15 protein-coding genes are annotated in these 22248 nt (G+C 67.7%); 9 read left to right on the top strand and 6 right to left on the bottom strand.

What is annotated here, in order from left to right; all coding sequences use genetic code 11:
• Positions 1-324, top strand: a 324-nt coding sequence (locus tag ACYP33_RS32070) for a DUF488 domain-containing protein (RefSeq protein WP_459625203.1), incomplete at its 5' end; no start/stop codon positions are given.
• Between the two features lie 179 nt (positions 325-503).
• A complete protein-coding gene (locus ACYP33_RS32065; RefSeq protein WP_414439322.1) occupies positions 504-779 on the top strand; it encodes a DUF1488 family protein in 276 nt (91 codons plus the stop codon).
• 35 nt (positions 780-814) lie between these two features.
• Here ACYP33_RS32065 and ACYP33_RS32060 read toward each other — a convergent pair whose 3' ends face one another.
• Both ACYP33_RS32060 and ACYP33_RS32055 read right to left on the bottom strand, forming a co-directional pair.
• The gene (locus tag ACYP33_RS32060; RefSeq protein WP_206128262.1) at positions 815-1459 is read right to left on the bottom strand and encodes a response regulator; all 645 of its coding nucleotides are present in this window, start codon (positions 1457-1459) and stop codon (positions 815-817) included.
• Positions 1456-3546, bottom strand: a complete 2091-nt coding sequence (locus ACYP33_RS32055; protein WP_459625202.1) for a PAS domain S-box protein — start codon at positions 3544-3546, stop codon at positions 1456-1458. The genes ACYP33_RS32060 and ACYP33_RS32055 overlap by 4 nt, the downstream gene beginning before the upstream one ends.
• Before the next feature lie 426 nt (positions 3547-3972).
• On the opposite strand from ACYP33_RS32055, the gene ACYP33_RS32050 reads away from it, so the two are divergent.
• Both ACYP33_RS32050 and poxB read left to right on the top strand, forming a co-directional pair.
• Complete coding sequence (locus tag ACYP33_RS32050) at positions 3973-4995, top strand: VTT domain-containing protein (RefSeq protein ID WP_414447485.1); 1023 nt, start codon at positions 3973-3975, stop codon at positions 4993-4995.
• A gap of 151 nt (positions 4996-5146) precedes the next feature.
• On the top strand, positions 5147-6868 hold the full coding sequence (gene poxB, locus ACYP33_RS32045) for a ubiquinone-dependent pyruvate dehydrogenase (protein WP_459625201.1): 1722 nt from the start codon (positions 5147-5149) through the stop codon (positions 6866-6868).
• A gap of 104 nt (positions 6869-6972) precedes the next feature.
• Here poxB and ACYP33_RS32040 read toward each other — a convergent pair whose 3' ends face one another.
• A complete protein-coding gene (locus ACYP33_RS32040) occupies positions 6973-7926 on the bottom strand; it encodes a ProQ/FinO family protein (protein WP_459625200.1) in 954 nt (317 codons plus the stop codon).
• Positions 7927-8321: 395 nt separating this feature from the next.
• Here ACYP33_RS32040 and ACYP33_RS32035 point away from each other — a divergent pair, with 395 nt between their 5' ends.
• Positions 8322-9104, top strand: coding sequence for a hypothetical protein (locus ACYP33_RS32035; RefSeq protein WP_459625199.1), 783 nt, complete (start codon positions 8322-8324; stop codon positions 9102-9104).
• A 546-nt stretch (positions 9105-9650) separates the two neighbouring features.
• On the top strand, positions 9651-9941 hold the full coding sequence (locus tag ACYP33_RS32030) for an H-NS histone family protein (protein WP_414439315.1): 291 nt from the start codon (positions 9651-9653) through the stop codon (positions 9939-9941).
• Between the two features lie 356 nt (positions 9942-10297).
• Here the strand turns inward: ACYP33_RS32030 and ACYP33_RS32025 are convergent, their stop codons facing one another.
• Positions 10298-10516: a hypothetical protein gene (locus tag ACYP33_RS32025; RefSeq protein WP_459625198.1), complete on the bottom strand. Its 219-nt coding sequence runs from the start codon at positions 10514-10516 to the stop codon at positions 10298-10300.
• A gap of 24 nt (positions 10517-10540) precedes the next feature.
• Here ACYP33_RS32025 and ACYP33_RS32020 point away from each other — a divergent pair, with 24 nt between their 5' ends.
• Both ACYP33_RS32020 and ACYP33_RS32015 read left to right on the top strand, forming a co-directional pair.
• Positions 10541-11641 carry a hypothetical protein gene (locus tag ACYP33_RS32020; protein WP_459625197.1) on the top strand — a complete coding sequence of 367 codons (1101 nt, stop codon included), beginning with the start codon at positions 10541-10543 and terminating at the stop codon, positions 11639-11641.
• A gap of 412 nt (positions 11642-12053) precedes the next feature.
• Positions 12054-12227 carry a hypothetical protein gene (locus ACYP33_RS32015; protein ID WP_414439313.1) on the top strand — a complete coding sequence of 58 codons (174 nt, stop codon included), beginning with the start codon at positions 12054-12056 and terminating at the stop codon, positions 12225-12227.
• A gap of 43 nt (positions 12228-12270) precedes the next feature.
• On the opposite strand, the gene pbpC is transcribed toward ACYP33_RS32015, so the two are convergent.
• Both pbpC and ACYP33_RS32005 read right to left on the bottom strand, forming a co-directional pair.
• A complete protein-coding gene (gene pbpC / locus ACYP33_RS32010; protein ID WP_459625196.1) occupies positions 12271-14595 on the bottom strand; it encodes a penicillin-binding protein 1C in 2325 nt (774 codons plus the stop codon).
• A complete protein-coding gene (locus ACYP33_RS32005) occupies positions 14592-20702 on the bottom strand; it encodes an alpha-2-macroglobulin family protein (protein WP_459625195.1) in 6111 nt (2036 codons plus the stop codon). Before ACYP33_RS32005 ends, pbpC begins: the two co-directional genes overlap by 4 nt.
• A 505-nt stretch (positions 20703-21207) precedes the next feature.
• On the opposite strand from ACYP33_RS32005, the gene ACYP33_RS32000 reads away from it, so the two are divergent.
• A partial coding sequence (locus ACYP33_RS32000) for a porin (RefSeq protein WP_459625194.1) occupies positions 21208-22248 on the top strand: 1041 nt, incomplete at its 3' end.

The following is a 22248-nucleotide window of genomic DNA, read 5'->3' as shown; positions in this document are numbered from 1 at the left end:
GTGCGGCGGCCGCCGCGCGGCGTGCCGAAGGCGGAATTCGCCACCCGCGACTATTACGACGTCTGGCTGCCGGTGCTGGCGCCGAGCGAGGCGCTGGTCAAGGCCGCCCATGCGGCTGATACCGATGCCAAATGGCGCGCGTTCTCGCGCAGCTTCCGTGCCGAGATGGCGAAGGGCGAGGCCGGCAAGGTGCTCGATCTGCTGGCGGCGCTGTCGCATGGCAGCGATTTCTCGATCGGCTGCTATTGCGAGGACGAGGCGCATTGCCATCGCGGCATCCTGCGGCGGCTGCTCGAATCGCGCGGCGCGGCGGTGCTGCCCTGAACACAGGCGCGGTATGCGGCTTGCGACCCCGAACCTGCCGGTTGCCGCGCGGCCGGGGTGGGCATCTGCGACATGATGTAAGCGATGTAGCGAATTTGATCGCGCGCAAGCGATGGCTCGCCGCGCCGACTATGCTGAATCGTCGGGTGCATTTTGCGCTGCCCGTTGAGGAGGCTGTCATGCATATCTCGTTTCCGCAGGATCCCCCGTTGTTCACGCCGGCCGATCCGGCCATCGCCTTCCCGGTGCTCGTCGATACCGCACGCATGCGCTGCGAGATCAGCGCGGAGGCGCTGGCCGATTATTTCGGCGCGGCGTCGTCGGGTGAGGGCGATCTGCGTCACGCGTTCGCCGCGCATCGCGACGAAATCGAGGAAGCCGCGCGGCGGCTGATCGAAACGTCGGGCGGCGATCCCGTCAAGCTGCGCAGCGGGTTCTTCCGCTTCTGCGGCTGACACGGGTGCCGGCCGGTTGCGGCACGCGGCGGGGGTCAGTCGTCGGGGTCGTCGACCAGCCGGTGCCGCAGCGCGTAGCGCACCAGTGCCGCTTCGTGCGGCATCTGCATCTTTTCCAGAATCCGGGTTTTATAGGTGCTGACCGTCTTCGCGCTGACGCACAGCGCGTTGGCGATCTCGGTCAGCGTCTGGCCGGTGGCGATGCGCCGGAATACGTCGAATTCGCGGTCGGACAGCCGCTGATGCGGCAGCGTGTCGGCCGGCTCGTTGAGGCTTTGCGCGAACCGTTCGGCCATCGACAGGCTCACGTACACGCCGCCCGACGCCACCTTCGATACCGCGCCCACCAGCTCGGCGCTGGCGCTTTCCTTGGTCAGATAGCCCGACGCGCCGGCGCGGAACGCACGCAGCGCATATTGCTGCTCCGCGTGCATGGTCAGCACGAGAATCCGTAGCGCCGGTTTTTCATCCTTGATCTGCTTGATCAGTTCGACGCCGTTGCGGCCCGGCATCGACAGATCGAGCACCAGCACCTGCGCGGGGGTCTGGCGGATCAGCGAGATGGTCGAGGCGCTGTCGTGCGCCTCGCCCGCCACATCGAAGCCGGTGGCTTCCTTCAGGATGTGGCGCAAGCCGTCGCGAACGAGGGCGTGATCGTCTGCAATCAGCACATGGATCATGGCAGGTTCGGGTCCTGTTGAATCGACGGTAGGGGAATGGTGATGGTCAGCGCGTAACCCTGGTCGCGCGCCGTTTCGATGCGTACCGCGCCGCCCAGCATGTGGGCGCGCTCGCGAATGCCGAGCAGGCCGAACGATTTGTCGTCGGGCGCGCGGCGCACGTCGGTGTGCGTCGCGCCCACGCCGTCGTCGGCGATGCGCAGCACGCACTGGTGCTCGTCCATCGTCAGCGCCAGCTCCACGCGCGTGGCGTCGGCATGGCGCGCCACGTTGGTCAGCGCTTCCTGCACGATGCGAAACAGCGCCGTCGCGCTTGCGTTCGAGAATTCCAGCTCGCCCGGCTCGATGCGGCGTTCGACGTCGATGCCGTAGCGGTGCGTGAAATCGTTGACGAGCCATTCGATCGCCGGCACCAGGCCGAGATCGTCGAGCATCACGGGGCGCAGGTCGGCCGCGATGCGGCGCACCGAGGCCACCGTCGCGTCGATCAGGCGGCGCATCTCGCGCAGCGGCTCGTCCACGCTCTCGTGCGCCTCGGGCGAGCTGTTGCGCAGCAGCCGGTGCTCGACGGCCGACAGATCCATCTTCAGCGCGGTCAGTTGCTGGCCGAGGTCGTCGTGCAGTTCGCGGGCGATGCGGGTTTTTTCCTCCTCGCGCACGCGCTGCAGGTTGGCCGACAGCTCGCGCAACTCCTCGCGCGACGCCTTCAGCGCGTTCTCGGCCTGCAGGCGCTCGGTCACGTCGCGCATCATCACCGTGTAGAGCTTGCCGGCGCCGTCGTGGATCTGCGAGATCGAGGCCTCGATCGGGAATTCGTCGCCGTTCGCGCGCAGGCCGTAGAGCAGGCGCTGGCTGCCGAGATGGCGCTCGGATTGCCCGGTCACGCCGAAGCGCGCGATGTGCTGGCCGTGGGCGGGGCGAAACCGTGGCGGAATGAAGCGTGTGAGCGGGGCGCCGATCGCGTCCATGGCCGACACGCCGAACACCTTTTCCGCCATCGGATTGAAGATCACCACTTTCTGGTCCTCGTCCACGGTGATGATCGCTTCCATCGACGAACGGATGATGCCCATCATGCGCGCCTCGTTGAGACGGCTGCCGCTCGGCACGGCGCGTGCGGCGGCGCGTGCGCGCGACCAGCCGGCCATCGCGGCGGCCAGCGACAGCGACGCGATCAGGCCGGCCGCCAGCACCAGCGAGGCCAGCGTGCGGGCGCCGCCGGTGGTGTCGAACGCGGTGTAGGCGAGTGTCAGCGTGTCGCCGCCGAAATGGAGCGTGTCGGTGCGGCGGTAGCGCGAGTGGGCGATCGGAGCCTCGTCGGGCGGCATGTCGGTGGCGTAGAGCGGGGCGCCTGGCGGTGCGGTATAGGCTTGCAGGCCGAGGTTGCGGTCTTCCTCGGTGGCCAGCTCGAAGGCGCGTGCGGTGTCGAGCGGTGCGAACAGGAAGCCGGCCAGCGCGCCGCGGCGGGCGGCCGTGTTTGCCGGGGCCGGGTCGCGGTAGACGGGCAGGTAGAGCGTCAGCGCGGGCGCCACGCTGCCGGCCGCGTCCGGAGCGGGATGGCTTGCATGGGCGGCCAAGGCGATCTGGCCGGTGTCGGCGGCGCGCTGCATCGCCTCGGCGTCCTGCGCCGGCAATTCGGGCGCCGCGCCGTGGGCCACCGGCGCGAACAGGGCGATCGTCGCGGCGGAAGGCGATGCCGTGCTGCCCGCGCTCGCGTAGCCGAGCGCTCGCAGCGGGGCACGGGCGTAGTCGAGATCGAGGCCCGACACGTAAGCGCGCCAGGCATCGGGGCTCAAGCCGGGTGAGGCTTGCAGCATGCCGCGCGCGCCGGTCAGCACCGCGGCGCCCGCCTGCAGCTCGCGTTGCAGATTGGCGCTGACGGTGCCCGTGCGCCGCGCGAAGCGCGCCGTGGTGGCGTCCTGCCACGATTGGCCGACAAACCACGCGAGCGCGGCCGACAGCACCGCGCCCACGACGAACGCGCCGAACCCCGCAGCAGCCGGGCGCGCCAGCGCCGCGGCGAACTTCGAGCGTGAACGCTCGCGCGGCGGCCCGGATGAGGGGCGTGAGGAACCGCTATCGGTCATGAGCTTTTAGGTATGAGCCGCATCGCGAGCCGTATCCGCATGCAGTGCCTGCGTGCGTCCGTCGGCCGGCTCGTGGCGGTGAGCGTCGGTTCGTTCTTTTCGATGTGAAATTGTGCTTGGTTTACTTGTTTTTGGCTAATGGCAAGAGACAAACACGCGCACTGAATCGATTCGACACGATGGTTTGGATTGTTTTGATTTCAGATTCGATGGCTCGTGTAGTTTGTGTGGTTCGTGAACCGGTCTTGCGGATAAAAATCGCGCTGCACCGGTTTGCGCAAGAATCCTTTGTCAACGTACGGTTACCGAAACCGTCTAAAATGCGCTGATCCCGGTCGTGCGGCCGGGTGCCGCACCCCGTGCCGATGTCGCACCGGGCGGTTCCGCCCCGCGCAGTCCGGTTCGATTCGATCCAGGAGCGGCGCCGTGTGGCACTTTCCCGTAGCAATTCCTTCGTCGCTCGGCCCTTGGGCCGTGTTCCTGAGCGTGCTCGTCACGCAGCTCGGGCTGCCGGTGCCGGCCGCGCCGATGCTGATCCTGGGCGGGACGATGGCGGCGATGGGGCAGGCGTCCTACGCCAGCATGTTCGCCGCGGCGATCGGCGCGACGCTGCTGGCCGATTCGTTGTGGTTCAGCGCCGGGCGCCTGCGCGGGCGCCGGCTGCTCAACGGGCTGGTGCGCTACTCGCTGTCGCTCGACACCACGCTGCGGATCGCTCGTAACGTATTCGAACGCCACGGCGCGCCGCTCCTGATCGTCGCCAAATTCCTGCCGGGCCTTGGCCTGATGTCGGCGCCGCTGCTCGGCACCACGGCCATCGCCGTGCCGGTGTTCCTGTTCTGGGATTTCGCGGGCGCGACGCTGTGGGCCTCGACCTGGCTGCTCGGCGGCGCGGCGCTCGATCATGAAATCGTGCGCATCGTGCTGTGGGTGCGCAGCAGCGGCGGCACCATCTTCGACGCGTTCGCCGCGATCTTCCTGACCTTCCTGTTGTATCGCTGGGTGCGCCGCATGCAGTTCCGCCGCTGGCTCGGCAAGGTGCGCATCGAGCCATCGCAGCTCGACGAGATGATGAAGTCGCCGAACCCGCCGCTGATCTTCGATGCGCGCCCTCGCGCGATCCGCCAGAAGGATGCCTACCGGATCGCGGGCGCCTATCCGCTTGATCTCGACTCGTCCGACAAGCTCGATCCGGCCTTGTTGTCGCGGCCGTTGGTGGTGTATTGCGTGTGCCCGAACGAAGCCACGGCCAAGAAGATCATCCAGCAGTTGCAGCGCAAGAACGTGCACAACCTGAAGGCGCTGAAGGGCGGGCTCGACGCGTGGGAAAAGCACGGCTTCCCGGTGGAGCCGCTGCCGGTGGATTTCGAGGCGTCGCGGTATACGGTGCGGCCCGAGCGGGAAATGTCCGGCGAATACACGGTGCGGGCGCGGCTGTCGGATTCGTAAGCTTCACGGGGCGGCGCGGTCCGCCCCGGCCTAACTGCGCGGTTTGCCGCAAGCGGGCACAATCCTCCACTGATTCTGATTCGAATGCGCGGCCGTTGCGTGCTTGCGCACGGCCGCGCGCGAACCCTGTTTCCACTCGAGCGGAGGGCCTATGGCCAGCAAAACCATCGCGGACTATCTCGCCAGCACCTTGGCGCAAGCCGGTGTCGAACGTATCTGGGGCGTCACGGGCGACAGCCTGAACGGCCTCTCGGACAGCCTGCGGCGGCTTGGCACGATCGCGTGGTCGCACACGCGTCACGAGGAAACCGCCGCGTTTGCGGCTGGTGCGGAAGCCGCCATCACCGGCAAGCTGGCGGTGTGCGCCGGCAGTTGCGGCCCCGGCAACCTGCACCTGATCAACGGCCTGTTCGACTGCCAGCGCAGTCATGTGCCGGTGCTCGCGATCGCCGCGCATATCCCGTCGTCCGAAATCGGCCTCGACTATTTCCAGGAGACGCATCCGCAGGAGCTGTTCCGCGAATGCAGCCATTTCGTCGAACTGGTATCGAATCCGAAGCAATTTCCACGCGTGCTCGACCGTGCGATCCGCACGGCGATCGAGGAGCGCGGCGTGGCCGTGATCGTGCTGCCCGGCGATATCGCGCTGGAGGCCGCGCCCGACGCCACGCCGAGCCATATCGGCTACGAGGGCAGCGCGCTGGTGCCGGCGGCGGCCCAGATCGACGAGCTGGCCCGACGGCTCGACGCGTCGAAGAAGGTCGCGCTGCTGTGCGGCAGTGGCTGCGCCGGTGCGCACGACGAGGTGGTGGCGCTGGCCGACATGCTCGGCGCGCCGATCGTCCATGCGCTGCGCGGCAAGGAACATGTCGAATGGGATAACCCGTTCGACGTCGGCATGACCGGGCTGATCGGCTTCAGCTCCGGCTATCACGCGCTGAAATCCTGCGACACGCTGCTGATGCTCGGTACCGATTTCCCCTACCGGAATTTCTATCCGAGCGACGCGCAGGTGATCCAGATCGACCGTCGCGGTTCAACGATCGGCAAGCGCGTGCCGGTCGATTTCGGGGTGGTGGGGGACGTCAAGGCGACGCTGGCGGCGCTGAACGGCCGGCTCGCGCGCAAGGCGGACCGCCACTTCCTCGACGCCGCGCGCAAGCATTACGCCGAGGCGCGCGAGGGGCTCGACAGCCTCGCCCGGCCGTCGCCCGGCGACGCGCCGATCCATCCGCAATACCTGACGCGGCTCGTCAGCGAACTGGCCGACGACGATGCGATCTTCACCGTGGATGTCGGCACGCCCACGCTGTGGGCCGCGCGCTATCTGAAGATGAATGGCAAGCGCCGCCTGCTCGGCTCGTTCAATCACGGCTCGATGGCCAATGCGTTGCCGCAGGCGCTCGGCGCGCAGGCCGCGCGGCCCGATCGTCAGGTGGTGGCGCTGTGTGGTGACGGCGGGCTGTCGATGCTGATGGGCGAGCTGCTCACGGCACGCCAGCAGAAGCTGCCGCTCGTGCTCGTCGTGTTCAACAACAGCTCGCTCGGCTTCGTTTCGATGGAGATGAAGGCAGGCGGTTATCTCGACGACGACACGCGGCTGGCCGATACCGACTACGCGGCCATCGCACGCGGCGCGGGCATCGAATCGATTCGCGTCGACCGGTCGGATGAACTGGAAGGGGCGTTGAAGCAGGCGTTCTCGCAGCGCCGGCCGGTGCTGGTCGACGTGCGTATCGCGCGTCAGGAGATCGCGTTGCCGCCGAAGATCGAGTGGGCGCAAGCCAAGGGCTTCAGCCTGTACATGCTGAAGGCGGTGCTGAACGCGAAGGGCAACGAGGTGGTGGAACTGGCGACGACGATGTTCCGTTAACCGGGCGCGCCAAACGACACGCGCCGACGGTGTGAGCCGTCGGCGCGTGGGATGAAGCGAGGGAGGAGCAAGGCACGATCCTGCGAGGTGCCGGGTTCGCTGCCTTACTTCGGTTCGGTTTCCTGATCGGCAGATGCGGCGTCGGGCCCCGCTTCGCTGGCGGCCGGCGCTTCCGGGGCGGCTGACTGTGCGGCAGCGTCGGTTTCGGCCGGCACGTCTGCCGCGTCGATAGCTTGTGCCGCTTCAGCCTGCGGTTGGGCCGCGGCGTCGGCGTTCGCTTCGCCTTCCACCTTGGCTGCCTCGTCGCGCTTGGCTTCGCCGGCCTTCGACTTGGCGGCGCGCGTACGGCGAGCCTGGTCAAGGCGCACCGCGCCCGCGGCTTGCTGTTCGGTCACTTCACCCGCTTCGGCGCCGGTCAGGTCGACGCGCTTCGCGCCCGTGACGAGGCTGGCCCAGTAACGGCTGCCGCGGCACCATTCCTTGATCGCATCGCGCAGTTGCGCTTCGTCGAGACTCAGCTCGGCGGTGTGCGCAACGAGATCCTTGAAGATGCCGATCTTGAGCGGCACCTTGGGCGCGGGGTTCTTCGGGAAGGCGGCGGGGAAGCGGCGTTGCAGCTTGCCGATGGCGAGCACCGTGGGATTGACCGGCTTGGCGTCGACGGCGGGCGCCGGACGGCGGCTCTGCTGCGGTTTGCCGGAGGGCTTGCCGCCCGCGTGGCCGGCAGGCTTGCCGGATGCGGGCTTCTGCCCCGGCTGGCCGTGACGCTTCTCGGACGACGGCTTCGCCGACGATCTGGCTTGGGACTGGCCCTGGCTCGGGGACTTGCCTTGCGGCTTGGCGTCAGCTCGCTGTTGGGCGAGCTGCTTCTTCAATTCAGCGAGTTGTTCGAAACCCATTTCGCACGATCTTTCAGGTTGGACCGCGATTGTAGCAGTCCGGCGCGGTATTTCACCCCGGCGCATCGAAAGTAATTCATGGCGGAGGTTGCCATGCAACAGCTTTCCGAATCGGTGTGCTGCATGCCGCTGCCTGATGGCGTCATATTCACGGCGCATGCTGTGATCGGATTACCTCCCAATTGTCCGATGAATGCCGGCATTTCATTCGTATTGCTTCCGATTTGGAGGGGGTATGACTCGAAAATCGGCAGGCAACGCTCAAATTTCCGCCTTAACCCTCAAGTTTTATTCTCCCAATCCGTTTACCGATCCATTGATCAATGGGTCAAAAGCCCGTCAGGCATAGCTTTCACAATGCTTTCGTTCATTTGGGCCGCCATCGCCACCATGTATTTGATCATCGCGATATTCGCGGTGTGCGCAAGGTCGAGCGCATGCCGCCGCCGCGTTGCGAAGCGGTTGCGCGCGCAACCGATTGCGCGGGTTGAATGGTGGGCGCGAGGTGTGATCACAGGGCGGCTGTCACGACGGCTCGGTTCGGAGTGCGTCGCATGATGCGCGGCGAGACCGGCCCGATCGTGCGCACGCCATTCGCGGCGCGTGCGCTGCGGTTCGCCGTGCTGAATGGCGTCGTGGCGCTGGTGCTGGCCGCGCTGGCGGGCGGCCTTGCCGCCAGCGTGCCGGCGGCGGCTGCTGCGCTGTGCCCGTCGTGCTTCGGTTTTGTCGAAACGGCGCCCGCGTTGTATCTCGAACGGAGCGCCACCGCCGCGGATGCCGCTCGGGCCCGCGCTGTGGTCGAGGCCGGGCGTCAGCGGGTGCGCGCGTTCTGGGGTGATACGACGGCCGCGCCGCGCGTGCTGGTGTGCGTGAGCGATGCCTGTTTTCAACGGATGGGCGGTGGGGCACACCGCGCGCTGTCGTTGTACGACCGCGTGGTGGTGCTGTCGCCGCGCGCGACCGATCCGCAGAGCGTCGCGCATCCGTTCGCGGCAGCCGAATTCGAACATCGGCTCGGCCCGTTCGCGCTGGCCGATGGTCGTGCGCCGGCCTGGCTCGGCAACAGCCTCGCGAGCATCTCGGCCGGTAAGCCGGACGACGCGGCGCGCTGCGCGCGCGACACCGCGGCGGCGTTGCCGGGCGGCTTGCTCGAATGGGGCCGGCGCATGCTGACGGGGCGCGGCCTGCCGGCAACGCCGGCTTGCGGCACGCCGCCTGCGCGGCTCGACGCGAACCACATGAATTCCGGGCAGGCGGGGATGGCCTGGCTTGATGAAGCGGCAGGCAGCAGGACCCATGCGATGCCAGGGTGGGGCCTGGGTCGCCGCAATGGGTAATGAGTTGAGTAGCAGGTTGAGTAGCAGGTTGAGTAACGGGTTCGGCGCGAGCCGGGCGACGCCGGGTGCCACGGTCGTCGTCTGCGAAAACGGGCTGCCGAGTCACGGGCAATACGCAGGTTCGACGTGCAACGCCGGAGGGGATGAAGCCGCTTCGTCCGGTGATGCGCGTACCGTTTTCGCACGGTGTCCGGTTGGGTTTCGAGAGCCAATACGATTGCGTGGCAACAGGCACGGCGGTGGGGCAACGCGCTGCACGCCGTGACGGGATGCGAGGCGCGCCAGCCGGCATGCCATGCAACCCGACGACAACATTCCGCCATGGCCAAAGGCGGCGTGTCGCGCAATCGTTCGCGCCCGATCGGGGGCCGTTTTCCCGCATCGACTCGGATGTCGGGGCAGGACGCATGAAAAAAAGCGAGCCACTATCTTGCGATAGTGGGTTGAGACCTGTTTGATCGTTATAAACCGTCGCAGCGTGCATCGATTCCTCACAGCCTCATGCCAAGACGCGCGAGAACGACGGTGTTCTACGAGGAAGCTGTCATGTCGAATTACCACGAGTTGCTCGAGAAATTGAACGAGCTGACCCGCCAGGCCGGAGAAGCCCGGGAAGCCGAGCTCAAGACCGTGATTCTGGATATCCGGCGCGCCATCGCCGAATACGGGTTGACCGAGCGCGATCTGTTTCCGCCGCGCCTGGGCCGCCCCCGCAAGGAGGATCAGAAGCCGAAGCCCCGTTATCGCGACCCGGAAACGGGCGCAACCTGGACCGGCCGCGGCCGCGTGCCGGGCTGGATCGCCGGACAGGATCGCGACCGCTTCCTGATCGCCTGATCGACGGGGCGGCAAGCGCCGCCCGTGATGACGATCCCGGGCCGAGACGGCCAGTGCCAGCTGCCGCCGGCCCCGGGGCGCGCAAGATACATGATCGATCGCATGGATGTCGGGAATTCGACGGCGCCCATGACGACGTCACTCGCGAATCGGTTCGATTGCAACGGTGCGGTAGCGCACCGATTTATTTTTTTCTGAAAAGCAAACGTTTGCTAGTTGAGATTTTGAGGTTGTGGCCGCGTTTTTCGAGAAATGTCGAGGAAATGGTGCGGTTCGTGACGGGCAACCGGCGAAGCGGCAGCGGCGGCATCGTGGCGGGTGGGTATCCGCGCCGCCTGACAGCGCTCGATAGGTAATCAATCAGATGGCATTGGGAAAGGAATTTGCATGAATCGCTTTCCACCGCCGAAATAAAAAGACATGCAGGCGAGTACGCAAGTCGATAACGCCAAGGCATACTGTCGCGCTTGAAATAAATTCCCCGATATCAAATCAAAAACAAGGTATTCATGCAGCCGATCAGATGTCTGATTTTCCTGCTGTGCGGCTTCATCGCCACGGCCGCCATTGCTCAAGACGCCGCGTCGCCGGTCGAACAAATGCAAACGGCGCGGCAAGCGCTTGCCGACAATGCCCAAATCAATTTCCAGCAGTTCAGCCGCGACACGCTGTCCATCGTGACCGCCGCCAATGCACTCGATCGTTCGGGCAAGGATTGGGACGCGTTGACGAAATTGCAGGAACTGGAGAAATACGCGCCACTTGCGCAATATCCCGATTACGACGCGCAGATCGTCTGCTTCAATATCTATCACAAGCTCGGCCTGATCATCAAAGCCACCGAATGCGGCCAGCGCGTGGATGCCCTCGCGGACATCCTGCTCAAGCGCTCCGGCAGCGGCGATACGCCCGACGATCCGGTGCGCGTGGTGCGGATCGGCGAGATGGGCGTCTGGGTGCGCCTGCATTCGGGCACGGTCAGCAACGTGAGCACGCTCGAATATCGAGGCGCGACGCTGCAGAAAGTGTCGTATGTCGCACCGGCCGGCGGCAGCCCGGCCATCGTTTATTTCACGACGAATCCGCGTGAAGCCCAGGAGATCAAGCAGGCGAATCCGGATATTTTCAAGCCGCTGCCGGTTACGGCCGATCAAGGCAAGTTCGCCGCCGCCTTGAAAGACGCGCATGAACGGCGCATCACATTCCTGAACGATACGAGTTTCAATTATCTTGAATTGATTCGAGCCGTGCAGGACGACCAGAAGCAGGCGATGCAATTGATACAGCAAGGCGATGCAACCGCCGCGCTCGCCAAACTTCGAGAGATCGAGAAAATCCGGCCGCTTTGCGATATTCCGATTTTCAGCCTGATGTCGGTCTACAGTTTTCTGCTCGGTAAATCCGGTGATACGCAGGCGCAAGACGAGATACGGCTGTATCTGTTCGGTATCGAGCAGGATATTGCACATAGCGGCGACGGATTGACGCCGGATACGGCCGTGCATGTCGTGGCCATCAGTGAGGAAGTGAACTGGCTGCTCGCCAAGAAGCTGCGGGCAGGCCGCCAGTCGCTGGATACCGTGCCGGCCCGCAAGATCGATGCGATCGACACGGTGGATGCCGGCGGCCAGTCGCGCACCTATTACTTCGATGTGACTGAACTGTACAAGCGCTATCGGCTGGTCGCTGCCGCTCACTGACCGGATCGATTCCGGAATCGTTTGGCCCCGCTTCAGGCGGGGCTTTTTCATTGGCGCGGCGCAATGATTTCCGATCGCACCGCGTGGAAACGCGCGCTTGCTTGCCATGCCCCGGAAAACCGACGGCACACGCATTGCTCGCCGCCGACCGGTATCGCACCGAACCGGGTTTGCATGTCCGCCATGCCGTGACGCCTACGGCGACGCTGGCGAGCCGTTCATAGGCATCCGAACGAGCGATTCCTCCGACGATTCGAGCCATCGAGCGCGAATCGTTCGGAATCCGACGCGGTTTGGATACGACGCGACGTCTCCCGTGTTTTCCCTCCCTGCGCAAGCGGGCGCGAGCCGTTATAACGACCGAAGCGGCGTGCGACCGCCATAAAACGACGGGATGGAGGGGGAGATGCCGATGAAATGGCTGGCAGGGCTGCTGATCGTCTTGATCGGCACGGCGGTGGTGGCCGCGCGGAGTTCGGAATCCGATCCGGAGATCGTGCTCGCGGCGGGCTATGGCGCGACGATCGTGATCGGCCTGATCGTCGGCCGGTTGTTATGGGCGCGTGCGGCGCGCAATCGCCGGTGAGGCCGCGGCCGCGCACTGACTTCGGTTGGACGGCGGGCGGCGCTTACGGCCCGCTGCGTCCCGCCGCACCGGGCCGCGCCACGGCCCCGCGCACCTCGAACCCCACCTGATCGGCCGGTTTGCCGCTGGCATCGAGCAGTTCGAGCCGATGATGGCCCGGCCACGGCAGCCACGCGACGCGTTCGCCGCGCCCGATCGTGCGGCCGTCGAGTCGCCAGCTGCCGCGTCCGCTGTCGCCCGATACACGCTCGAACCAGACCCGCTGGTTGCGCGGCGGGATGTCGGGGTCGAGCGCGAAGATCGTGCCGTCGGTCGGCGAGGCGATCGCCAGTGGCGCATGCGGGCCGCCGGCACCTGCCGTGGCGGCCACGGAGCGAAGCCGGCCCGCGCCGTCGCGGCGCGCGGCCGGTGCGGTCACCGAAGCCCGCGCCGGCATCCCGCCCGCGCCGGCCGCCAGTTTGACCTCGGCCGTTTCGGTGCCGCTCAGGAACCACTCGTCGCGCGACGGCTCGATCGCGCGCTCGAATGTGACGCGCTCGCTTACCACGCCGGGCGGCGGCTTCGGCGCGACGCTGCCGCCGTCGCGATGCAGCCGCGCGACGATCGCCGCCCACACCGGCGCCGCGCCGGTCACGCCCGACACGTTCCACATCGGCGAACCGTCCGCATTGCCGACCCACACGCCCACCGTGTAGCGCGACGTGTAGCCGACCGCCCAGTTGTCGCGCATGTCCTTGCTGGTGCCGGTCTTGACCGCCGAGAACACGTGCGTGGCGAGCGGGCTGTCGAAGCCGAACGTGCGCGTGCGCGCATTGTTGTCGGCCAGCATGTCGGTGACGATGAAGCTCGCGTCGGCGCTGAACACGCGCTTGGCCCCCGCCTGCGCGGCCACTTGCGCGGCGCTGCGCGGCAGATCGAACGCGGGCCGCGCCAGGCCGCCATTGGCGAGCGCGCGGTAGGCGTTGGCCAGCGTCAGCAGCGTGACGTCGGCGCTGCCGAGCGCGAGGCTGTAGCCGTAGTAGTCGCCCTGTTCCGTGAGCGGCAGGCCGAGCGCGGTCAGCGTGCGCGAGAAGCGGTGCGGCGTGACCAGCACCAGCGTGCGCACGGCCGGCACGTTCAGCGACGAGCCGAGCGCGCTGCGCACGCTGACCCAGCCCTTGAAATCGTGATCGTAGTTCTGCGGCACGTAGAGGCCGCCGCCGGCCGCGAGATCGACGGGCGAATCGTCGAGCAGGGTGGCGCCCGTCAGGCGCCGCTCGTCGATGGCCTGCGCATACAGGAACGGCTTCAGCGTCGAGCCGGCCTGGCGCAGTGCCAGCACCGAATCGACCTCGGGCGCGGCCGATAGCGCGCCCGACGAGCCGACCCAGGCCAGGATGTCGCCGCTGCGGTTGTCGATCACGATGACCGCGCCGTCCTGCACGTTGCGCGAGCGCGGCGCGGCGCTCAATTCGGTCAGCGCGTGCGTGAGCGCATCGCGGGCGAAGCGTTGCAGGCCCGCGTCGAGCGTCGAGCGGATGCGTGCGCCGGGTTGCGGGCTGGTTTCCGCCGCGATGCGGCGCGCGAAATGCGGCGCGAGCGCCTCGCCGCCGAGGAACGCCGAGGAGGGCGGCGCGGGGCGTGCGAACGCCAGTTGCACGAAGCCGTCGAGGCCGGTGCAGCCGGCCGCCGCCTGCATGTCATGGAGAATCCGGCAGGCACGCTCGGCGACCTTCGGATAGCTGGCGTTCGGCGCGCGGATCAGCGCAGCGGCCACGGCCGATTCGCGTTCGTCGAGGCCGGACGGCGCCTTGCCGAACAGCGTGACCGACAGCGCCGACAGCCCGACCGTCTCGCCGCGAAACGGCACCAGGTTCAGGTAGGCCTCCAGAATCTGATCCTTGCGCCAACTGCGTTCGAGCCACAGCGCATCGATCGCCTGGCCGGCCTTCTGCGGCAGCGAACGCTGGCCCGAGCGGCGCGAACTGTCGCCGATCAGCCCGGCCAGTTGCATGGTGACGGTGGAGGCGCCGCGCGTGCGCGAATTCCACAGATTGGCCCATGCGGCCCCGGCGATGCCGCGCCAGTCCACGCCGCTGTGGTCGTAGAAGCGTTTGTCTTCGGAGACGACGATCGCCGCGCGCAGCGCGGGCGACACGTCGGCCAGCGTGACCCAGTCGCCGCGCCGCTCGGCGCTGTCGATGCGGGTGCGCTGCAGCGGCGTGCCGTCGCGTGCGAGCAGCAGCCAGTCGGAGCTGCGGAAATCGCGGCGCACGGCGTCGTAGCCGGGCACGGCGTGGGCCGCGCCCGCGCCGCCGATCAGCGCGGCGGCAGCGAGCACGTGCAGCACGCGCAGCCTGCGCCGCGCGCCGGGACGGCCCGCGCTCACGGCTGCTGCGCCGCGGCCGGCTTCACGACGATCGGCGCGTTCGGCGCCATGCCGTAGGCGGACGGCGCATACAACGCCTCGACGCGCGTCGGCGGCAAGCCGAAGCTGCCGACCGCGTTGAGCCGCATGGTGTACTCGATCGAGGTCTTGCCGGCCGGCAGGTAGCCGTAATACGCGCGGTAGCCGGCCACGTCGCGCTCGACGAACGACGGCCAGGCGCCATCGGACGACGCCTCGCCCTGTGTGGCGATCGCCGAATCGCGGCCCAGGCCCGAGCCCATGATGGTCGCGCCGGCGGGCACCGGATCGTTGACCACCACCCAGGTCATCGCGGCTTGCGCATCGACGTCGAGATGCACGCGCACCAGGTCGCCGCGCGTCAGCGCGCCCTTCACGGCCGGATCGACCGGCGTGACCGTCTTGGTGATCCGGTAGCCGGACACCACCGGCCGCTTGAGCGGCACGGCGGCGAGGCTCTGGATCGTCGCCCACGGCTTGCCGGTGCCGTCCTGCGTCAGCGACAGCGTAAGCGGCGCGTGGCCGGCCGCTGCCGCCGGCCACGGCAGCAGCGCCGTGCGAGCCGGCGCGCTGCGCGTGGCGGCGGACGACTGCGTCACGTTCGACGGTGCCGTCAGTTTGGCCCCCGACGCCTGCACCGGCGCCGAGGCGGCCACGGCCGCTGCCGCTCCGCCCCAGCCGATTCGACGCTCCGCCTCGCCGAGCCGCAACTGCGTCTGGCCCGTCACCGGCGTGTTCTCGTAGGTCTTCGAGAAGCGTTCGACGGCCAGCTCGCCGAGCAGGTTCGAGGTGGTGGTCTGCCACGCGCCGTTGCGTTGCAGCGCGAGCAGGCCCGACACGATGCGCGGCATCTCGTCCTTCCATGCCGGATTGCCGTTGAAGGCCAGCGCGAGCCGCGCCGCATTGCTGTCGTTGCCGGTCATCAGCCACCAGAGATCGTCGTCGCGCGCGGTCGAGAACACCAGTTGCGTGCCTTGATACGACAGGCGCGCGCGCAACAGTTGCTCGACCTGGGCGCGCTTCTCGTCGCGCTGCGGGATGTCCGCCAGGCGCGACAGGATCGCGTAGTAGTCGAGCAGCGCCGAGGTCGGCCAGCGCTCCGGCGTGATGGCGATCGAGCCGAGCATGCGCGCCTGCGCGGCGTCGTGGCGCGACAGCGCCTCCAGCGCGGCGAGCTTGCGCAGGTCGCGATCCTCGCGCGGCGCCCAGGTGTCGCGCGTGATGCGGCCGTCCACGTAGCTGGCCAGCCCGGCTTCGAGCTGGGTGCGCAGCGCATCGGGCAGGGCGAAGCGCGGATCGAGTTTGGCCGCCTCGTCGGTGGCGGACAGCAAGTAGGCCGTCAGCGTGGTGCTGCCGTTCTCGCCGCTGTCGGCCGACAGCGGGAAGTAGCCCGCCAGGCCGTCGCGGTCGAGATAGGCCGGCATCTGCGCGATCACGGCCTGCCACATCGCGGGATCATGCAGGCCGAGCGCGCGCGAGGTCTGCTGTTCGAGGCAGCGGTACGGATACTGCTGGAACCAGCGCGTCACGCCGGGCAGGCCGTCGGCGAGCTTCGATTGCAGCGCGACCGAGATGCCGCCGCGTGCAATGCCGTTGCTGCCGGCGGCCGCATCGGCCGGGGCCGCGATCGGCAACGAGAAGCTGCCGTCGATCTGCGTCAGCGTGGCCTGCTGCACCGTGACCGGCACGGCGGGCACCACGCGCTGGGTGATCTTCAGCGCGTCGGCCGCGTGTGCGCCGCCTTGCTCGGCGGCGGCGATCGACCACGGCAGCGCACCGCCGGCGTCGCCCGCGCCGTTCGGCACGGCCACGCGCCACGACACCTCGCGCGAGGCGCCGGCGGCCAGCTCCACGGTTTGCGCAGGCAAGTCGAGCCCCGGCGCGTTCGGCGTGACGACCACCTTCATCGCGCGCGAGGTGGTGTTGCGCAGCGTGAACGGCGCGACCAGTGCATCGCCTTCGCGCACCAGCGGCGGCAGGCCCGAGATCAATTGCAGATCCTGGGTGCTGCGCACGCTGGCGCGGCCGGTGCCGAAACGGTCGGCGCCGACCGAGGCCACGGCGACGATCGTGAAGCGCGTCAGCGCATCGTTGAGCTTGACGTCGAGTTTGGCCTCGCCGTTCGCGTCGAGCGTCACGCGCGGGTTCCACAGCAGCAGCGTGTCGAACAGCTCGCGGGTGGGCGCGGTGCCGCCCCCGCCGCCGGCCGGCACGGCCTTGCGGCCGAAGTGGCGGCGCCCGACGATTTCCATCTGCGCGGTGGCGGTTTCGACGCCGTAGCCGCGCCGTTGCAGCATCGCGCCGAGCAGGTCCCAACTGGTGTTCGGCATCAGTTCGAGCAGCGCATCGTCCACGGCGGCCACGGCGATCTGCGTGCCGGCCGGCGCGGGCTTGCCGTCGGGCATGCGCACCGCCACCTTGACGTGCGCGGTGCCGCGCACCGGGTAGCTGGCCGCATCGGGCGTGACGGTCACGGCGAGCTGATGCGAGGCCGTGCCGACCTTGATCTCGGCCAGCCCGTAACGGAACGCCGGCTTCGACAGGTCGACGAGCTGGGTAGGCGGCACGTAGTGGCGGCCCTCGTTCCAGAACGCATGCGCCCAGTCGACCGGCGTCTTCCAGCCCCACGTGAAGAACGAATACCAGGGCACCTCGCGCAGCCGGCCGCGCAGCGCCAGCACCGACACGTAGACGTTCGGCCCCCAGGTCTTGTCCACCTTCAATTCGACGGTCGGATCGCGCCCGTTCAGTTGCACGACGTGCGTTTCCATCACGCCCGAGCGTTCGACAGCCACCAGCGCCGTGGCGAAGCGGAACGGCATGCGTACCTGGAAGCGCGCCGTTTCGCCCGGTTCGTACGACGGCTTTTCGGGGATCAGGTCGATCCGGTCGGTGTTGTTGCCGCCGAACCAGAGGTCGTCCTCGCGCACCACCCACACCGACGTGCTGCCGGTCGCGGCGCGGTCCGAGCCGTCCTTGACCACCGCCACCAGCGACACTTCGCCGGCATCCTTGAGCTTGGCGTCGCAGGCGAAGCGGCCCTTGTCGTCGGTCTTGCCGCTGCACAGCGCGCCGAGGTCGCGCGTTTCGCTGCGGTTGTCGTAGCTGTAGAAGCCGCCGACCATGCGCTTGCGCGACGAGGTCGTGATGCGCGCATAGCCGTGCACTTCCACCTGTGCGCCGGCGTGCGGCTTGCCGTCCAGATCGACGGCCAGCGCGGTGACGGGCACCGAATCGCCTACCGCCACCCAGTGCCCGGCCTTGATGCCGGCCGCCAGCGCGGCGGGCCACAGCGTGGTGTCGTTGCGGATCGTCTGGATCTCGCCGTTCGGGTCGGCGAACGTCGCTTCGAGCGCCAGGCGCTTCGGCGCATCGACCTTCGGCAGCGATTTCAGCGTGAGTGAGCCTGCGCCGTTGCGGTCGAGCGTGACGGGCAGCTTGTCGGCCACCAGTTTCGGCGCGTCGGGATCGGGGCCGGAGTTGGCGGCGCTGCTGTCGTCGCTGTCGTCATCGTCGCTCGCGCCGGCGTCCGAGCCGGGCTGTTCCGGGCGATACGGGCTGAACGAGAAATCGGGGTAGCGGTCGGCGAACGCCGGGGTGGCGGGGCGCACCAGCGCCGACACGCGCACCGGCAGGTTCGAGGCCGGGCCGCCCGACACGTAGTCGAGCTGCACCGTCACGGGGGCTTCGCTGGCGCCGACCAGCGGGCTGGTCTTGGCGTCGCGCACGGCCACCGTGCCCTTGAACACCGGCAGGCGGAACGCCTCGACGCGGAACGAGCCGGCATCGTAGGCGACGTGCGAATCATTCCGATCGTCGCGGCCGGAAGCGGCCGGCTGGCCGCCCGCATCGGTGCCGCCGTAGTCGAGCGAGACGGTGTATTCGCCGAGCTTGGCGCCGGCCGGCAGCGTGATGCTCGAATCGGCCGTGTGATCGGCGGCCCACACGAGCGGCTGCTCGTAGGTGTCGCCGCTGCCTTCGTGGCGAATCGTCACGCGGTTCGGGTAGCGCTTCGGGAAGCCGAGCGTGTCGAGCATCTCGGTACGCAGGTAGTGCTTCATCGACACCGTTTCGCCGGCCCGCACCAGCATCCGGTCGAACACGGTGTGCGCAACCACGTTCGGGCGCGCCGAGCGATCGGTCGGCACGTCGAAGCGCCACGATTCGATGCCGCGGTTCCAGTCGTCGATGACGAACGCCATGTCCGGGCCGGTTGCGGGGTCGTTGACGCGCGCCGACACGAACGTGTTGCGGAAGCCGCTTTCGTAGTTGCACGAATGCAGTTCGGCGAGCGGGCCGTCGATCTTGAGCAGGCCCTGCGCGTCGGTGCGGCCCGAGGCGAGCGCTTCGCCGTTGCAGTCCGACACGCGGATCTCCGCGTTCGGCACCGGCTTGCCCTTGTCGAGCGTGGTGACCCACACGAGGCTGTTGTCGCGGCCGCGCTTGAAATGCACGCCGAGGTTCGTGACCAGCACGGTGGTACGCACGTACATCGCGCCGGGCTTGGCCATCAGCGAACGGCCGAGCGCCGGCGAGGCCAGTTCGAGCACGTAGAAGCCGGGCTTCGGGATCGGCACGCCGACCACCTCGAACGGGCGCAGCGTGGCCGGATCGGCCTTCGGCAGCGTCAGGCGCTGGAGCTGCGGCTCGCCGGCCAGCAGCGACAGCGAGCGCACGTCGACGATCCGCTGCTTGCCGACCGGCGGCTTCTCGCCTTCGGCCGGCGGCACGAACACCGGGTGTTTGGCGTGTTCGAACAGGCCGGGGCGCAGCTTGTCGAGGCTGCCGACCGACATGCCGATGGTGTCGAGCTGGTCGACCGTGCGTATCCAGTCGCGGATCGCGTTGTCGTCTTCCACGCGGATATTGGCGAACTCGGCCTGGCCGGCGTTGAGGCCGGCGATCTTCAGGTCGGCTTCCACGTTGCGCAGCGTGACGGGCACCAGCGCCGGCGAATCGGGCTCGGCGTAGCGCTCGATGATGCCGAACGTCGACGACGAGAATTTCGCGAGCGGCGGCATGGCTGCGGTGCGTGTTTTCAGCGGGAACAGGTCGGCGTTGGCGAGGCGGCGGCCGCTGTCGTCGGTCAGGCCGTCGGGCAGCGTGACCGTGAGGTCGGCGTTGTCGGGCAGCGGCGCGGCGAATTCGACGGCGCGCGTGTCGCCGGCCTTGTCGTCGGGCTTGAAGGTCGGGGCGATCGCGCCATCCGGGCCTTGGAGGCGCAGCTTCTCGGCATTGGCGCGCGTGATCGGCGCGTTGAATTCGATGCGAACCGGGCGCAGCGGCGTGCAGGCCGCCTTGGCGTTTTCGCGCTCGCAACTGAAGTTGGCCGCGAACGGCTCGCGCACGCGGAAATCGAAGCGCTTCTCGGTGCCGTTGGCCACGCCGTTCGGGCCTTTCACGCCGGCGCCGAACACCAGCTGCATCGGCTGGCCGGGCGGCAGGGTTTGGGCGCAACCGAGCGTCAGCACGCGGGCGGCATCCTTCTTCCAGTGGAAGTGGTCGAGCAGTTGCGCGCGTGTGTCGGCGTCGGCGAGCTTGACCGGAATGCGGTTGCCGATGCCGGTGGCTTCGCACCAGACGTTGTCGCGCACGGAGGCGTCGGTCGCCGCGCCGGTCAGCTTCAGCACGAACTGCTGGCCTTCCTCGATCTCGGTGCGGCCGGGGCGGATCTCGGACGGGTAGGGACCGCTGGTCTGGAACGTGAAGCGGCGCGGGCCGGTCACGTCGTGGCCGGCGCTCGAGCGGAGTTTGTCCTCCAGCGTCACGGTACAGCGCACCGATGCGGGCAGATCCTGCGCGAACTGCGCGAGCCAGGTGCGATCGTCGTTCCACACCGCGTCGTATTTCGAGTTGGCCGGATCGTCGCAAGTGACTTGCGCCGGGGCCGGCAGCGATGGCGAACCGAACGCCACCATCGGTTCATCGAACTTGATCACCACCTGACGGACATCGGGCGTCGAGCCTTGCGGCGATACGCTGACGATTTTCGCCGCGTCCGCCGGCCAGCCAAAACCGGCGCCGAGCCCCGCTGCGAGCGCCAGGGCGGCACTCCAATACACGATTTTTTTAGATGTGTTCTGCTTCATCGCTGACCCGCCCTCGGAAGGCATGCTTTTCGGAATGCCTGCGATTCTAACCGACCCCTTTCAGGTGCCAGGTCACAATTTTTGTCGCATTAGCACGATTGCGTTGCCCCGAAAAGCCCTGTGGTGCACGCCCGACAAACCGGCGATCGGTACGGTTTATCCAGTAGACCGTAACAATCCTTCGCCTATAAAGAGATTGTCCTGCCCGCCTCAAGCGCGTACATTTCCGGTCCGCGCGGCCCGGTGAGGCCGGAAAACCGGCTGCCCGGCGCGTGGATGTGAAACCGGCGGCCGTCGGTTCGCGAGTGGGCGACGCATCGCGGCAATGCGCGGTGCAGGGATCGAACCGGTCGTCGACAACAAGAACACCGCACTTGCCCGCCCGAACGGCGGCCGCAGCGTGCGCCCGGAACACGTTCCGGCTGGCCGCGCGTGCCAGGCGCGACAAGCGCCGCACGGGCCGCCGGAAGTGCCAATCAATCTGAGAGACAAACAGGCTGGGGATATGACACTTCGAAAGACCTCCATCGCGGCGCTGATCGTCGCCATGCCGGCTGCCGCGTTCGCGCAGTCGAGCGTCACGCTCTACGGCCGGATCGACGGCGGCGTGGAGTACCTGAACCACATCGCGAACCCGTCGGGCACGGGCAGCAGCACGCGCTGGAGCGCCGAGGGCGGCGACTGGGGCACCAGCATGTTCGGCCTGAAGGGCACGGAAGATCTGGGCGGCGGCACCTCGACGATCTTCGACCTCGAAACCGCATTCCAGGTCATGAACGGCACCACCGGCGGCGGGCGGATGTTTTCGCGGCGCGCCTATGTGGGCTTGAAGAACAACGAATGGGGCACGCTGCAGGCCGGTCGCAACCTGTTCATCGACAGCGACGGCGTGTGGGAATTCGATCCGTTCGTGCAGCAGGCGTTTTCGTCGGCGTCGCTGGTGCGCGGCCGCAACTGGCAGCAGACCAGCAACAACATCGAGTATCACAGCCCGGTGTGGAACGGCTTCGACGTGCAGGGGCAATACGCGTTCGGCAACCAGACCAGCTTCAACACCGGCCCGGCCAACGATTTCGGCCGCTCGGAAGGCATCATGCTGTCGTATCACTCGGCGCTGTTCGACGTGCGCGGCATCTATGACGAGCTGCGCAACAACAACGGCAAGATGGACAACATCTTCACGGCGTCGCGCGAGTATTTCGTCGGCACCAACGTCTACGTGCAGAAGTTCAAGATCCAGGCCGCCTACACGCATTACTCGGCGCCGGACACGCCGCAAGGCCTGGCCGACCGCGCCGATCACATCTGGCTCGGCGCGACCTACTCGGCCACGCCGGCCTGGGCCGTGACGGGCGGCGGCTATTACGTTCGGGTGGGCAGCGGCAACGGCGACGCCACGCACGACCCGTCGGGCCACGCGATCATGTACGTGCTCGGCACCACCTACAACCTGTCGAAGCGCACGTTCCTGTACGGAACGGTGGCCTACATGCGCAACGGCGGGAATTCGAACTTCGGCCTGATCGCCTCGACGCGCGATTCCACC

The sequence above is a fragment of the Burkholderia sp. 3C genome, from assembly GCF_054589155.1.
Note: the sequence above shows the minus strand (reverse complement) of the source record. Positions and strands in the feature narration are given on the sequence as shown.

Coding starts and splice junctions, on each gene's coding strand:
- ACYP33_RS32065 (WP_414439322.1), top strand. CDS start 504: ATGCATATCTCGTTTCCGCAGGATCCCCCGTTGTTCACGCCGGCCGAT.
- ACYP33_RS32060 (WP_206128262.1), bottom strand. CDS start 1,459: ATGATCCATGTGCTGATTGCAGACGATCACGCCCTCGTTCGCGACGGC.
- ACYP33_RS32055 (WP_459625202.1), bottom strand. CDS start 3,546: ATGACCGATAGCGGTTCCTCACGCCCCTCATCCGGGCCGCCGCGCGAG.
- poxB (WP_459625201.1), top strand. CDS start 5,147: ATGGCCAGCAAAACCATCGCGGACTATCTCGCCAGCACCTTGGCGCAA.
- ACYP33_RS32040 (WP_459625200.1), bottom strand. CDS start 7,926: ATGCGCCGTGAATATGACGCCATCAGGCAGCGGCATGCAGCACACCGA.
- ACYP33_RS32035 (WP_459625199.1), top strand. CDS start 8,322: ATGATGCGCGGCGAGACCGGCCCGATCGTGCGCACGCCATTCGCGGCG.
- ACYP33_RS32030 (WP_414439315.1), top strand. CDS start 9,651: ATGTCGAATTACCACGAGTTGCTCGAGAAATTGAACGAGCTGACCCGC.
- ACYP33_RS32020 (WP_459625197.1), top strand. CDS start 10,541: ATGCAAACGGCGCGGCAAGCGCTTGCCGACAATGCCCAAATCAATTTC.
- ACYP33_RS32015 (WP_414439313.1), top strand. CDS start 12,054: ATGAAATGGCTGGCAGGGCTGCTGATCGTCTTGATCGGCACGGCGGTG.
- ACYP33_RS32005 (WP_459625195.1), bottom strand. CDS start 20,702: ATGAAGCAGAACACATCTAAAAAAATCGTGTATTGGAGTGCCGCCCTG.